Raw genomic sequence first — 14304 nt, 5'->3', positions numbered from 1 at the left:
ACTATCGGTTATAGCCGCACACCTGTGGAACAAGGAGACAGACATGAATAATAAGGGCTCCAGCCTGACCCCGGCTCAGGCGCTGGAAAAACTCGACGCGCTGTATGAACAGTCCGTCAATGCACTGCGCAGCGCCATCAGTGACTATATCGAAACAGGGAAACTTCCCGATGAAAAGGCCAGAACCCAGGGCCTTTTTGTTTATCCATCGCTCTCTGTCACCTGGGACGGCAGCGCCAGCAGCAATCCGAAAACCCGCGCCTATGCGCGTTTCACCCACTCTGGCTGTTACAGCACGACCATCACGCGACCTGCGCTGTTCCGCCCCTATCTGGAAGAGCAGCTTACCCTGCTGTATCAGGATTACGGCGCGCATATCAGCGTTGAACCGTCCCTGCACGAGATCCCTTACCCGTACGTGATAGACGGCTCAGCGCTGACGCTGGATCGCTCCATGAGCGCGGGACTGACCCGCCATTTCCCGACCACTGAGCTGTCGCAGATTGGCGATGAGACGGCGGACGGGATCTATCACCCGGCAGAGTTTTCACCGCTGTCGCACTTTGATGCCCGCCGTGTCGATTTTTCGCTGGCACGCCTGCGCCACTACACCGGCACCCCAGCCGAACATTTCCAGCCGTTCGTACTGTTTACCAACTACACCCGCTATGTAGACGAATTTGTCCGCTGGGGCTGTAGCCAGATCCTTGACCCGGACAGCCCTTACATCGCTCTCTCCTGCGCGGGCGGGATCTGGATCACCGCCGAAACCGAAGCACCGGAAGAGGCCATCTCCGACCTGGCGTGGAAAAAGCACCAAATGCCCGCCTGGCACCTGGTCACCGCCGACGGTCAGGGCATTACGTTGATTAACATCGGCGTTGGCCCGTCGAATGCAAAAACCATCTGCGACCATCTGGCGGTTCTGCGCCCGGACGTCTGGCTGATGATCGGCCACTGCGGCGGCCTGCGTGAAAGCCAGCTGATTGGTGATTATGTCCTCGCCCACGCTTATCTGCGTGACGACCATGTTCTTGACGCGGTTCTGCCGCCGGACATTCCTATCCCGAGTATCGCTGAAGTGCAGCGCGCCCTGTACGACGCCACCAAAGAGGTGAGCGGCATGCCGGGTGAAGAGGTGAAGCAGCGCCTGCGTACCGGTACGGTCGTCACCACCGACGATCGTAACTGGGAGCTTCGCTATTCCGCCTCCGCCCTGCGTTTCAATCTCAGCCGTGCGGTCGCGATCGATATGGAAAGCGCCACCATTGCTGCGCAGGGCTACCGCTTCCGCGTCCCGTACGGCACGCTGCTGTGCGTGTCCGATAAACCGCTGCACGGCGAGATCAAACTGCCGGGTCAGGCGAACCGTTTCTACGAAGGGGCGATCTCAGAGCACCTTCAGATTGGTATTCGCGCCATCGATTTACTGCGTGCAGAGGGCGACAAACTACATTCCCGTAAGCTGCGCACCTTCAATGAGCCACCGTTTAGGTGATACTAAGGACACAATATGCACACCACATCACCGCTTACGGCCCTGCGCCAGTGGCTACAGGACAATCAGCTCGACGGGATGATTGTGCCGCGCGCCGATGCCTGGCAGAGCGAATCTTGCGCACCGTATGATGCAAAGCTGGCCTGGCTGACGGGCTTTGACGGCTCGGCGGGGCTGGCGCTGGTACTGAAAGACAGAGCGCTGCTGTTTGTTGACGGACGCTATCAGGTTCAGGCCCGCGTACAGGTCAATCTCCACGAGGTGGAGATCCACCATCTGCACAACGAGCCGCTGGCCGAGTGGCTGGCGAAAAACGTTGCGGCCGGCACGCGCATCGGCTTTGATACGCTGCTGATGACCAATGCAGAGTTTACGCGGCTCTCGGCCACGCCGTGCGAACTGGTACCGCTCGCGCGCTCTCCGTTCGATACCCTCTGGGTTGACCGCCCTGCCGCCCCCGCAGGGCTTATCCGCGAGATGCCTGTAGACATCAGCGGCGAAAGCAGCGCCGCCAAACGCCAGCGCGCCGCCGCCGTGCTGGCAGAGCACCGCGCGGATTATCTGGCCGTTACCCTGCCGGACAATATCGCCTGGCTGCTGAACGTGCGGGGCTCAGATATCCCCTTTTGCCCGGTGCCTCTGTCGTTTGCCCTGCTGAGCCGCGAGGGTGCGGTGGAATGGTTTGTGGATGACAGCAAGCTGAATGCGCTGCCGGATGCCATGCGGAACGCCTTCACGATTGCGCCTCAGGAAGCCTTTATCCCGCGCTGTAGGCAGCTTGCGCAGGGTAAGCGGGTCATGATCGATCCCGATTCCGCACCGGTGGCGTTACGCTTTGCGGTTGAACCTCAGGGGGAAATTATCTGGCAGACCGACCCGATCACCCTGATGAAAGCTACGAAAAACCCGGTGGAGCTGGCGGGCTATCGTGAATGTCATCACCAGGACGGTGCGGCATGGGTGAATTTCCTGGCCTGGCTGAGCCGGGAAGTTCCTCAGCGGGCCGCGTCGGGAATGCCGCTGACCGAGCTTGACGTGCAGGCGAAACAGCTTGCGTTCCGCCTGCAACAGCCTGGCTTTGTCGAGCCGAGTTTCGCCACCATTTCCGCTTCCGCGAGTAACGCGGCGATGTGCCATTACCACTCAAGCGAGGCCAGCAACAAGCCCATCGGCCACGACCACTTTTACCTGAATGATTCCGGGGGGCAGTACCGCAACGGCACCACGGACGCGACGCGTACCCTGGCCTGGGGAAAGGTCGATCCACAGCAGCGTTTGCACTACACCGCAGTGCTTAAAGGCTTCCTCTCGCTGATTACCCTTCAGTTCCCGTCCGGCACTCAGGGGCACCAGCTGGATGCCTTTGCGCGCCGTCCGCTGTGGGAGTTGGGACTGGATTACGACCACGGCACCGGGCATGGCGTAGGGCATCAGCTTCTGATCCACGAGAACCCGCACCGTTTTGCGCAAAAGGTCAACCCGTGGCCGCTAGTGGCGGGCAATATTATGACCATTGAGCCGGGTTACTACCTGGGCGATAGCCACGGTATTCGCATTGAAAACCAGGTGGAGATTGTCGAAAGCCGTCCGGGATTTTGTAAGTTTGCCTCGCTGACGCTGATCCCAATCGATTTAAGCCAGGTGGAGCTGCATCTGTTGAGCGAGTCAGAAAAACAGTGGCTGGATGAGTACCACCAGCAGGTACGAGAGGCGCTTTCACCCCGGGTGGACAGCGATGCGCGGCCGTGGCTGGTGGAGGCAACGGCGCCAATACGTGTGAACCGGTAGTGCGGCTTTTGCCGGGTGGTGGCTTCGCCTTACCCGGCCTACGATTCGATGTTTTTGTAGGTCGGGTAAGCGGAGCGCCACCCGACAATTTTACTGAACGCTGAAAAGCAAAAAGCCTGCTTTAAAAGCAGGCTTTTCAAATTTGGCTCCTCTGACTGGACTCGAACCAGTGACATACGGATTAACAGTCCGCCGTTCTACCGACTGAACTACAGAGGAATCGTGTGAACGGGGCGCATATTATCGATGCGCCCTGAGGATGTCAAAGGGTGAATGCAGATTTTCAATCGTTTGCCGATTTATTCTCCACTTCGCACATTTGTCAGGCACTTGCCGTTTCCGAAACCTCCTGCTCCGGTTTTTTTCGCGGATATTTCCACAGCCAGCGTCCGCTCACCATGCGCCAGTAGAACAGCGCCCCGCGCACGGCCCAGTCAAGGAACATCCCCAGCCAGACGCCGACAACGCCCATACCTAACATTACCCCCAGCGTGTAGCCCGCCACGACGCGGCAGCCCCACATGCCGAGCATGGAGACCCACATCGCAAACCGGGCATCGCGCGCCCCTTTCAGCCCGGCAGGAAGTACCCAGGACGCGGCCCAAATTGGCATAAACGCCGCGTTGAGCCAAATCAGCACCTTCACGACCTCTTTCACGTCATTTTCGTGCGTATAGAACGAGGCCATCAGCCCGGCTAAAGGCGCAGTTCCCCACGCAATCGCCGTCAGTCCAATGGTTGAAAGCCAGAAGACATGCCGAAGCTGCCGTTCCGCCTGCCCTATCTGCCCCTTTCCGAGGCGTCTGCCGGTGATGATCGTCGACGCCGATCCCAGTGCGTTTCCGGGCAGGTTAATGAGCGAGGCGATGGAGAAGGCAATAAAGTTGCCGGCGATGACGTCTGTTCCCATCCCGGCAACAAACATCTGCGTCAGCAGTTTCCCACCGTTAAACAACACGGATTCGATGCTGGCCGGAATACCGATCCCCATCACTTCCCAGATAATGGCGAAGTTAAGCGGACGGAAATAGCTTTTCAGCGTCAGGCGCAGCGATGGCGTGATCCCTGCCATCAGTACGCCGATTATCGCCGCCGCACCAATATAGCGGGAAATGGTCAGCCCTAATCCCGCGCCGACAAAGCCCAGCCCCTCCCAGGAAAAGACGCCGTAAATCAAAACACTGCTGATAATGATGTTCAGGATGTTCATGCCGCCATTTATTAGCAGCGGAATTTTGGTATTCCCTGCGCCACGAAGCGCACCGCTACCAATCAGCGCGATGGCAGCCGCCGGATAGCTCAGCACCGTCATTTCCAGATAGGTGAGCGCCAGATCCTTCACTTCACCTGTCGCTTCACCCGCGACGATGTCGATAATTTCTTTGCCGTAATAATGGATAACCGCCGCAAGGATGATCGAAAAGAGGGTCATGATCATCAGCGACTGTCTGGCCGCCTCCCGGGCGCGTTTTGGATCAAGTTTCCCAAGACTAAACGCCACCACTACCGTTGTACCGAGATCGATAGCGGCAAAGAAGGACATCACAACCATGTTGAAACTGTCCGCCAGCCCTACCCCGGCCATGGCTTCTTTACCGAGCCAGCTCACCAGGAAGGTGCTTAACACCCCCATCAACAGGACGCAGGTATTCTCCAGGAAAATAGGCACAGCAAGGGGGGTGATTTCACGCCAGAACAGAACTCGATAACTCTTACGTTTTGCATACCAGGGCGTGCGCATAATCGCCTGGCGCAGGGGTGCGGTGACGTTCAAAATGGGCCTTAACGAGAAAGTTGAAACTCCATTTCAAATGATGGGGCAGAAATGCGTATCCTGCAAAGTATTTTCCATAAAATTATGTTTGGATTTACAACAAAATGACGACAGAATCATCAAACAATCACTTTTGCCTGAGATCAGGTTTGACAAAAGTTTTTTCGCCGCTAAGATAAGCCTCCACAACGATTCCTCTGTAGTTCAGTCGGTAGAACGGCGGACTGTTAATCCGTATGTCACTGGTTCGAGTCCAGTCAGAGGAGCCAAATTTAAAAAGCCTGCTTTTAGAGCAGGCTTTTTGCTTTTTTGCGTTCGTGAAATTGTCGGGTGGCGGCTTCACCTTACCCGACCTACGTGATAACAGTACTGTAGGCCCGGTAAGCGCAGCGCCACCGGGCAACAGAGTGTGCGATTACTCGCCTTTAGCGTCGACGTTTTTGATTTCGCCCATCACTTTCAGCTTTTTGGAGATGTCGCGACGCTCTTTGGACAGCTCAGCGTTTTTGATGATGTAGTCATCAACGCGATCTTCATAATCGCTCTTCATGCTGGCGATGATGCCCTGAATGGCTTCAACGCTCATACCTGGCTTGATGTAGTCGCTCAGGTTGTCCAGCAGCAGGACACGTTTCTGGTTGTCACGGATCTTCTTCTCTACGTCCTGGATTTCGCGCTGTAGCTTGTTTTTGCGGCGGAACAGGCGGACGAACTCCAGAACATCCTGGAACGAAGGCTTGGTAGTTTCCATTTTTACACCCCTGATAATGTGAGATTCGGATTCGTTAAAGCAACCGTTTTAACAGACAGCGGCTGCGAATGACAATGAGTATATCGTTTAAAACCATCATAACCCTAATTGTTGCTGAATCGAAGCAGCAGGCATCACATACGCTTTTTATTTGCGCAGTGCCCGGCAAATCAGCTGCGATAACAACTCCAGCTGTCGCGCCAGCTCCATACTCAGCCAGACATAGCCGTGGATGGGCGTTTCCGACACATTGTCGCCCTGACGCTCATTCATCAGCTGTTTGAGCTCGATGACGATGTCATTCAGCCGCTCGCTGTTCGCCCGTATCGGCTGTGGGTTACCTTCGTAAAGTGCATGAGCGATGGTCAGCAGGGTTTGTTGCGTCATCTGCTGCGTCTCTTTCAGCGTATGCGCGTTGAGCATCAGAAGATGGCTGGGGCGTGAGGCCCAGTGGGCATTGATTTGCAGTTCAAGCATACAGACCAGATTACGGCTGACCGTTTGAATGGCTTCAAAAATGGCTTTCTGGATATGCGTCTCTTTGCTTGCCGGGGTAATTAACCCGCGCATTTTGACCACATCATTAAGGATTTTTTGCAGGTGCTTTTCCAGCCGCGGACGCTCAATCAGATTCGGCGAAAACCCGGCCTGGTAAACCCGGTTAAATGCCGTGACGTAGTTTGCCATCTGAATGCGCCAGTGCAGGAAGGCGCGCTGCGGCCAGATGCCGGTAAACATCATGGCGAGCAACGAGCCGAGGATCACGTCCCCGCTTCGCCACAATGCGGTGGTCATATCGCCCGCCGGTGCGCCGACCACTACCGCGAGCGTAATGCCAATCAGCAGCGCCTGATACGGTTTCTTGCCGAGGGCCAGCCATCCGCAAAGAAACATCGCCACCGCGCACCACAGCAACATGAACGGAAATGAAATTAGCTCCAGCTTCAGGGCGATAAGCCCAAGCGCCGAGCCTAAAACGGTACCGCCTATGCGTTCGAAAGCGCGAGGGACCACGTTCCCCCAGAATGAGATCGGCCCCATCACCACCACCAGCGTGATCAGCGGCCACGTTCCTTCCGGGATATCCAGCAAACGAACCAGTACGAAGGTCAGCACAAACGCCAGCGCAATGCGGCAACCGTGCACCACGCGATAATGTTTGTATAACCGAATTTCAAAAGGGGTTAATGACTTGTCGGGGCGCACACCCGTCTCCAGCTCTACGGCAAACCACAATTGTACTGTGTTTTCAGCCGGGTGGATCGCGCCCGGCTGAAAAACCCTGCGTTTCGCAGGATTATCCCACTTTGTGCTCTACCGGTACAAACATCTCAATATCCCAGTAGCCGTCAGCATTGCCATCGTTCAGATAGCGTTCGAAGCAGGGTTTTGGCGCAATCTGGAATTTGCTGTCTTCCAGCAGGGAGTTGAAGAACTGATACCACGGGGTGGCGAAATCATGATTTTCGACGCGCGCGGCAGCAATAGCATACTCTCCGGCAGCAATTTCGGTCAGCATTACCCCTTCGCTGTTATCAGGGATAGTGAAATCGTCCGCTACCGTTACGGCGGTAACGCAGCGAAGCTTTTCTGCCGGCACGTCATCCGGATTGTCATAATAAACGGCCACCCACTCCTGCGGCTGAATATGACGTCCATCTACCCACATAACCAGCTGTTCAAATCCCTGCTTGACCGTCTTTTCCCACGGCCCCACGAGATGAAAGCCAGCGATCGTACGTTTCTGTTGCTGCCTGATGCTGTAGTCCATGCTGCCTCCGTTTATTACTGTATATATATACACTATAAAGCAGAATCGAGATTATCGGCAAACCAGGAGTGTTTATTATGTGAGCAGACTCGCAACACTGCCAGTCTGCCCGAAAAGGTTAGAGTTTATGATGCAGATAATCGCCGAGGCGGGAGAAAAGGCCGCCCTTTTCAACGCGCTCCAGCGTAACCAATGGCCAGTGCGCTACCACCTTGTCACGATCGTACAGCTGGATCTCCCCTACCCGCTGATGCGCGGCGATCGGCGCTTCCAGCTCTTTTTTATCCATTACATATTTCGCCTTGATGTTCGGCACTTCCGTTTTGGGTAATGCCAGCCAGAAATCCTGATCCGTGCCCAGCGCGATCTGCTCTTTATCGCCATACCAGATGCGTTCGGTTCCCACTTTTTTGCCGTTATGCAGGATCTGCACCGTATCGAAATTTTGCTGTCCCCAGTGGAGCAGCTTGCGCGCCTGATCTTCACGTCCTTTCGGGCTGTCTGCCCCCATCACCACCGCAATCAGTCGACGCTGACCATCCACCGCGGAGGCGATCAGGTTAAAGCCCGCGCCCGAGGTGTGTCCCGTTTTCAGACCATCCACGTTCATGGTCTTATCCCACAGCAGGCCGTTGCGGTTCTGCTGAGTGATGCCGTTCCAGGTCAGACTCTTCTCGCTGTACATGTGGTAGAACTCAGGCTCGCCGTGGATGATGGCCCGGGAAAGTACGGCGAGATCGTAAGCGGAGCTGTGCTGACCCGGTGCATCCAGCCCGTGTACGGTTTCGAAGTGGGTATCGCGCAGGTTCAGCTTTTCAACGTAGTCATTCATCATCCTGACGAACTGCGGCTGACCGCCCGCCACGTGATCCGCCAGCGCCACGCAGGCGTCATTGCCGGAATCAACAATCAGGCCGCGGCTGAGATCGCGCACAGAAACCCGATCGCCCTGCTTCAGAAACATCAGAGACGAACCGTCAAAGACCGGATTGCCTTTTGCCCAGGCGTCACGTCCGACCGTCACAATGTCATCGGGGCTGATGCGGTGGCTATCAATGGCACGATCGACAACGTACCCCGTCATCAGTTTGGTCAGGCTCGCCGGATTACGCTGCTGATGTTCGTTGCCCGCCGTTAAGATTTGACCCGTGGTGTAATCCATCAATACCCAGGATCCTGCCTGGATGGCAGGCGGCTGAGGTGAAAAATCCAGCGGCTCGGCAGCCAGCGCGGATGAAATACTCGAAGCGAGTAAAGAAACAGCAATAAACAGACGGCGTTTCAACGGTATATCCTCAGGTCAGTAAAAATCGATGACCTTTTTACGGGAGTTCTGATGTCGTTACCTGCCTTAATTGCAAAAAAATGTGACAGCACGCAGATTTTTTCGGAACAAATCTCGCAAATTTCTTGCCTGAAGGTGCTTTTTATTCGGACTGCTCACCCCAATCGTTTACCATAGAGACGTCAATTTTTAACAGGATGAGATTACTGGTGTCTGACTCTGCCGCGCGCCCGACTTTTTTGTTCCACGATTACGAAACCTTTGGTACCCATCCGGCGCTGGACCGACCGGCGCAGTTTGCGGCTATCCGAACCGATGACGAATTTAACGTTATCGGCGAACCCGAGGTGTTTTACTGTAAACCCGCCGATGACTACCTGCCGCAGCCGGGCGCGGTGATGGTGACGGGCATCACCCCTCAGGAAGCGCGGGATAAAGGCGTTAGCGAAGCAGAATTTGCCCGTCGCATCCACGACCTGTTCACGGTGCCCAATACCTGCGTGGTGGGTTACAACAACATCCGTTTTGACGATGAAGTGACGCGCAATATCTTCTACCGCAACTTCTACGATCCCTATGCCTGGAGCTGGCAGAACCGCAATTCGCGCTGGGATTTGCTGGATATTATGCGCGCCTGCTATGCGCTGCGCCCGGAGGGAATTAACTGGCCGGAGAACGACGACGGCTTGCCGAGCTTCAGGCTCGAGCACCTGACGCGGGCCAACGGCATTGAGCACAGCAACGCCCACGACGCGATGGCAGACGTCTACGCGACCATCGCTATGGCGAAGCTCGTAAAAACCGCGCAGCCGCGCCTGTTTGAGTATCTGCTGAGCCATCGCAGCAAGCAAAAGCTGATGACGCTGATTGACGTGCCGCAGATGAAACCGCTGGTGCATATTTCAGGGATGTTCGGTGCGTGGCGCGGGAACACAAGCTGGGTGGCGCCGCTTGCCTGGCATCCGGACAACCGTAACGCCGTCATCATGGTGGATCTTGCCGGGGATATCTCGCCGCTGCTTGAGCTCGACAGCGACACCTTACGTGAACGGCTCTATACGCCGAAAGAGGCGCTGGGTGACCTGCCAGCCGTACCGGTAAAACTGGTGCACATCAATAAATGCCCGGTGCTTGCGCAGGCCAACACGCTGCGCCCGGAAGACGCCGACCGGCTGGGGATTAACCGTCAGCACTGCCTCGATAACCTGAAAGTGCTGCGCGACAACCCGCAGGTGCGCGAGAAAGTCGTCGCCATTTTTGCCGAAGCAGAGCCGTTCATGCCGTCTGATAATGTGGATGCGCAGCTTTATAACGGCTTCTTCAGCGATGCCGATCGCGCGGCGATGAACATCGTGCTGCAAACCGACCCGCGTAACCTGCCCGCGCTGGATATCACCTTCGCAGATAAGCGCATTGAGAAGCTGATGTTCAATTATCGCGCGCGTAACTATCCCGGCTCGCTGGATGAAGCAGAGCAGGAGCGCTGGTTACAGCATCGGCGCAACGTGTTTACACCGGAGTTTCTTAATAGCTATGCCCAGGAGCTGGAGATGCTTTACGGCCAGTATGAAGGGAATGCTGAGAAACAGGCGCTGCTGAAAGCGCTGTTCCAGTACGCGCAAGAGATTGTCTGAGTAGCGGGTACAAAAAAGCCGGAGGCGATGTCTCCGGCTTTTTTTTTGCCCGGTGGCGCTTCGCTTACGCGGGCCTACGGTGTAGAAGTCCGTAGGTCGGGTAAGGCGAAGCCGCCACCCGACACAGTCTTACGCGACGTCTTCGTACTGAGGAACCGGGTTGCGGAAGCTCTTCGTTACGCAAGCCAGGTAAATCAGACCGATTGCACCCCAGATCAGACCCAGAACCATTGAGCTCTCTTCCAGGTTGATCCACAGGGCGCCCACCGTCAGGGCACCACACACTGGCAGCACCAGATAGTTGATGTGGTCCTTCAGCGTCTTGTTGCGCTTCTCACGGATCCAGAACTGCGAAATCACGGAGAGGTTAACGAAGGTGAACGCCACCAGCGCACCAAAGTTAATCAGCGCAGTGGCCGTTACCAGGTCGAACTTGATCGCCAGCAGGGCAATCGCGCCCACCAGCAGCACGTTCCACGCCGGGGTACGCCATTTCGGATGCACGTAACCAAAGAAGCGAGTTGGGAACACACCGTCACGGCCCATCACGTACATCAGACGAGAAACGCCCGCGTGCGCTGCCATACCGGATGCCAGTACGGTGACGCTGGAGAAGATGAGCACGCCCCACTGGAAGGTTTTACCCGCCACGTACAGCATGATTTCAGGCTGCGATGCATCCGGATCTTTAAAGCGAGAGATATCCGGGAAGTACAGCTGTAAGAAATAAGACGCACCGATGAAGATCAGGCCGCCAATCAGCGCGGTCAGGAAAATCGCTTTCGGGATCACGCGCTCGGCATCTTTGGTCTCTTCAGACAGAGAAGAGATACCGTCGAAGCCCAGGAACGAGAAGCACAGGATAGTCGCCCCGGTGATCATCGGCACAACGTGCGCACCTTCAGACCAGAACGGACGGGTGCTGGTCAGCGTACCTGCGCCTTCACCGTGGGAAACGCCGTAGATGATCAGCCCAACGATAACCGCAACAATCCCCATCTGAAGGATCACGATCAGGGTGTTGAAGTTAGCCACGGTCTTGATGCTGCGCAGGTTAGAGATGGTCATAAAGGCCACCAGCGCCACAACGAAGATCCACGACGGCACGGAAGGCACCAGCGCTTCGAAGTAAATTTTTGCCAGCAGAATGTTGATCATCGGCATGAACAGGTAGTCCAGCAGTGATGACCAGCCCACCATAAAGCCAACCGCCGGGCTAATGGATTTCTGAGCATAGGTGTACGCAGAGCCTGCGGACGGGAAACGGCGAACCAGTTTACCGTAGCTCAGCGCTGTAAAGAGGATGGCGACCAGCGCAAAGGCGTACGCCGTTGCAACGTGACCGTCAGTAAGGCCTGATACGATACCGAATGTATCGAACAGCGTCATCGGTTGCATATAGGCAAGGCCCATCATAACAACCGGAATCAACGTAAGCGTTTTACGTAATTCCACGCGAGAGGTGTTTGGAGTTGCGTTATGCGACATAGTTATTCTCCTTTACGGTGATAACCGCCACGTAAGCGAAAAATTGCCCCATTTCTTTCTTCCTCAGCGACAACAACTGTCGGATTTTAGTAAATATCTATCCGGTACGAAGCCCGGCCTCTTGGTTTTTAGTTTCGTTTCGTACATGCAAAAAAAAATAACCGACGCCTTTTATATCGTCGATTATTCATTTGTTTGCAGCGGCGGCATTTTGCCCTATTCCAGATACAAAAGGCAATACATTGAGAAACCTGCCCATAAATTAATTTTACTAACTGGTTGATTTCCCATCATCTGCCTGAGTGTAAACTGTCGCGATAGCACTATTTGCTAAAATTTCGTCTCGCCACCAGGCGCTGGCAAGCCCGGCGGTCTGTTCATTCCAGCCCACCCATACCGATTCGTTACTGCTCTGCGCTAAAACCTGTTTTTCCACCAGCGCGCCGCTTTCAATAAAGCGCTGTGCTAAATAACGGGGAAGGTAGCCGCACCCCAGGCCGCTTATTTGCAGTTCCAGCTTGGTTTTAAAATCAAAAACGGTGATGGCCTCCTGCTCATCCAGAAGCTGCGATGAAATGCCGCACTCGGGGCGGGAGCTGTCTCCCACCACAATGGCGCGATGGTTTTTAATGACGCGTCTTGAAACAGGCTCCGGTTCATTCGCCAGCGGGTGGTGAGGCGCAACGGCAAAGATCTGCTCCAGAACGCCCAGCCGGGCGAAACCAAATTCACTCAGTTGAGGAGGCTCATGCAGCGCTCCAACGATGATATCCGCCCTGCCCTGCGTTAAGGCGTCCCACGAGCCGCCCAGCACGCCGTTGATAAAAACCAGCCGCGTGACGCTATGGCGCTGATAGAACGCCTCAATAAGCGGGGTAAGCAGCGAAAAAGGGAAAGTATCATCAACCCCAATCACCAGCTCATTTTCCCAGCCCTGATGAAGTTTGACGGCCTGTTTTTCCAGCTCGCGAACCGTATGCAGCACGTCACGCCCTTTTTCCAGCAGCATCTGCCCAGTACGGGTGAAACGCGCGCGATGGCCAGTGCGGTCAAGAATTTGAATATTAAGATCGCTCTCGAGCTTTTGCACGGTGTAGCTCAGAGCCGAAGGGGTTTTATAGAGCTTCGCCGAGGCGGCGGCAAAGCTCCCCTCTTTTTCCAGCGCATCCAGAATAACAAGAACATCCAGCAGCGGTTTCATCTTCGCCCCCTTGCGGTGTGCGATGGCCTCCGCCGGCGCAATTATTCCATAGGCATAACCAGCGGATCGGGATACTGATATTCAAATCCCAGTTCATGGCAAATACGATTGCCATCAATAATTTTGCCTTTGCGCTCCCCCTGCGCCTCACTGAACACCGGCGGCGCCAGACCCAGCTGGCGCGCCATCAGCGGATAAAAGGTGCTGCGTGGCGGATGCGAAGGCGCACATATATTATAGATGTGCCCCCCTTTCGGAGCCTGTAAAAGCAGCTCTATCGCACCGATAACATCTTCAAGGTGTACAAGGTTAACGCCGTGCTGACCATCCGGCGCGGATTTACCGGCAAAGAAGCGTCCCGGATGACGCCCCGGCCCCACCAGCCCGGCGAGGCGTAAAATATCCACCTGCGTGCCAGGCAGATTGTGCAGCCAGTCTTCCAGCTCTTTCAGTACCCGTCCGCTGGCGGTTACCGGACGGCGCTCGGTGTTTTCTTTCGCCGTACCGTCGATATCGCCATAGACGGAGGTCGAGCTGGTGAAAATGATACGCGGAATATGGTGCGCCAGGGCGCTGTCGACAATCTCCTGCACCGCCTGCAGGTAAAACGTCTCGCCCGGCCCGCTGCGCCGCGCCGGTAAGGTAATGACCAGCGCGTCCACATTCATCAGTTCATCCAGCTCGTCGGTATCGCAGATAAGCTCGGGTTCGAGACGCAGCTCGACACCATCAATGCCGCACATGCGCGCCGCCTCAACCCCGTCCCGCGTGGTCTTACTCCCTGTCACCTGCCAGCCTTTCGCGGCTAATGACATCGCCAGTGGCATTCCTAACCACCCTAATCCGACAATCGCGACCTTTTTCATGACATTCTCCGCATAACGACGCCTGTTATAAGGCTACGCCAGCCTTATGGAACGCACAATTCATACCATCAATATGAAATGAATTAATGATCAAAAAAAGCCCTTGCTTTATGGCGTACAACTGGTTTAGGTTAAAAGACATCAAATGCATAAGCATTCAACGAGAATTTATATGACACGCGTTCCTTTTAAAAACCACCATCATCACCATCATCCTGACTAGTCTTTCAGGCGATGTGTGCTGGAAG

General features: G+C 55.4%; 12 protein-coding genes, 2 tRNA genes, 1 pseudogene and 1 other annotated feature (1 of these 16 running past the window's edge). Of the genes and pseudogenes, 5 read left to right on the top strand and 10 right to left on the bottom strand.

Annotated elements, in window-relative coordinates:
* The first annotated feature begins 43 nt into the window (after window positions 1-43).
* Window positions 44-1498 (top strand): AMP nucleosidase, encoded by a 1455-nt coding sequence (locus ACOT1A_RS00340; protein WP_022648595.1) that lies wholly within the window; start codon window positions 44-46, stop codon window positions 1496-1498.
* A 15-nt stretch (window positions 1499-1513) separates the two neighbouring features.
* Entirely contained in the window at window positions 1514-3286 is a 1773-nt protein-coding gene (locus ACOT1A_RS00335; protein WP_276169845.1) for an aminopeptidase P family protein, read from the top strand.
* Window positions 3287-3429: 143 nt separating this feature from the next.
* Here the strand turns inward: ACOT1A_RS00335 and ACOT1A_RS00330 are convergent.
* A tRNA-Asn gene (locus ACOT1A_RS00330) sits at window positions 3430-3505 on the bottom strand.
* A gap of 103 nt (window positions 3506-3608) precedes the next feature.
* A pseudogene (gene emmdR, locus ACOT1A_RS00325) lies at window positions 3609-5092 on the bottom strand (multidrug efflux MATE transporter EmmdR).
* A gap of 161 nt (window positions 5093-5253) precedes the next feature.
* On the opposite strand from emmdR, the gene ACOT1A_RS00320 reads away from it, so the two are divergent.
* A tRNA-Asn gene (locus ACOT1A_RS00320) sits at window positions 5254-5329 on the top strand.
* Between the two features lie 146 nt (window positions 5330-5475).
* Here ACOT1A_RS00320 and ACOT1A_RS00315 read toward each other — a convergent pair.
* From ACOT1A_RS00315 to dacD, 4 genes are all read right to left on the bottom strand, one after another.
* Window positions 5476-5811: a DUF496 family protein gene (locus ACOT1A_RS00315; protein WP_000450410.1), complete on the bottom strand. Its 336-nt coding sequence runs from the start codon at window positions 5809-5811 to the stop codon at window positions 5476-5478.
* Between the two features lie 147 nt (window positions 5812-5958).
* The gene (locus ACOT1A_RS00310; protein WP_155019333.1) at window positions 5959-7017 is read right to left on the bottom strand and encodes an FUSC family protein; all 1059 of its coding nucleotides are present in this window, start codon (window positions 7015-7017) and stop codon (window positions 5959-5961) included.
* Window positions 7018-7108: 91 nt separating this feature from the next.
* Complete coding sequence (gene sbmC, locus ACOT1A_RS00305; RefSeq protein WP_022648599.1) at window positions 7109-7582, bottom strand: DNA gyrase inhibitor SbmC; 474 nt, start codon at window positions 7580-7582, stop codon at window positions 7109-7111.
* Between the two features lie 118 nt (window positions 7583-7700).
* The gene (gene dacD, locus ACOT1A_RS00300) at window positions 7701-8873 is read right to left on the bottom strand and encodes a serine-type D-Ala-D-Ala carboxypeptidase DacD (protein WP_139153368.1); all 1173 of its coding nucleotides are present in this window, start codon (window positions 8871-8873) and stop codon (window positions 7701-7703) included.
* Between the two features lie 191 nt (window positions 8874-9064).
* Here dacD and sbcB point away from each other — a divergent pair, with 191 nt between their 5' ends.
* Entirely contained in the window at window positions 9065-10501 is a 1437-nt protein-coding gene (gene sbcB / locus ACOT1A_RS00295) for an exodeoxyribonuclease I (RefSeq protein WP_400174334.1), read from the top strand.
* A 129-nt stretch (window positions 10502-10630) separates the two neighbouring features.
* Here sbcB and ACOT1A_RS00290 read toward each other — a convergent pair whose 3' ends face one another.
* From ACOT1A_RS00290 to ACOT1A_RS00275, 4 genes are all read right to left on the bottom strand, one after another.
* On the bottom strand, window positions 10631-11989 hold the full coding sequence (locus ACOT1A_RS00290) for an APC family permease (protein WP_022648602.1): 1359 nt from the start codon (window positions 11987-11989) through the stop codon (window positions 10631-10633).
* Window positions 11979-12041: a membrane protein YoeI gene (gene yoeI, locus ACOT1A_RS00285; RefSeq protein ID WP_099458931.1), complete on the bottom strand. Its 63-nt coding sequence runs from the start codon at window positions 12039-12041 to the stop codon at window positions 11979-11981. The genes ACOT1A_RS00290 and yoeI overlap by 11 nt, the downstream gene beginning before the upstream one ends.
* A gap of 219 nt (window positions 12042-12260) precedes the next feature.
* Window positions 12261-13190 carry a LysR substrate-binding domain-containing protein gene (locus ACOT1A_RS00280; protein WP_022648603.1) on the bottom strand — a complete coding sequence of 310 codons (930 nt, stop codon included), beginning with the start codon at window positions 13188-13190 and terminating at the stop codon, window positions 12261-12263.
* A 41-nt stretch (window positions 13191-13231) separates the two neighbouring features.
* Window positions 13232-14056 (bottom strand): SDR family oxidoreductase, encoded by an 825-nt coding sequence (locus tag ACOT1A_RS00275; protein WP_006811206.1) that lies wholly within the window; start codon window positions 14054-14056, stop codon window positions 13232-13234.
* A 172-nt stretch (window positions 14057-14228) separates the two neighbouring features.
* Between ACOT1A_RS00275 and hisL the strand changes: the two genes are divergently transcribed.
* The gene (gene hisL, locus ACOT1A_RS00270; RefSeq protein WP_099516347.1) at window positions 14229-14279 is read left to right on the top strand and encodes a his operon leader peptide; all 51 of its coding nucleotides are present in this window, start codon (window positions 14229-14231) and stop codon (window positions 14277-14279) included.
* Window positions 14255-14304: a sequence feature (His leader region), on the top strand; it runs 74 nt beyond the window's last position. Its footprint overlaps the gene before it by 25 nt.

This window comes from Enterobacter cloacae complex sp. SYL003 (assembly GCF_049236925.1).
GTDB classification, from domain to species: Bacteria; Pseudomonadota; Gammaproteobacteria; order Enterobacterales; family Enterobacteriaceae; genus Enterobacter; species Enterobacter intestinihominis.
Note: the sequence above shows the minus strand (reverse complement) of the source record. Positions and strands in the feature narration are given on the sequence as shown.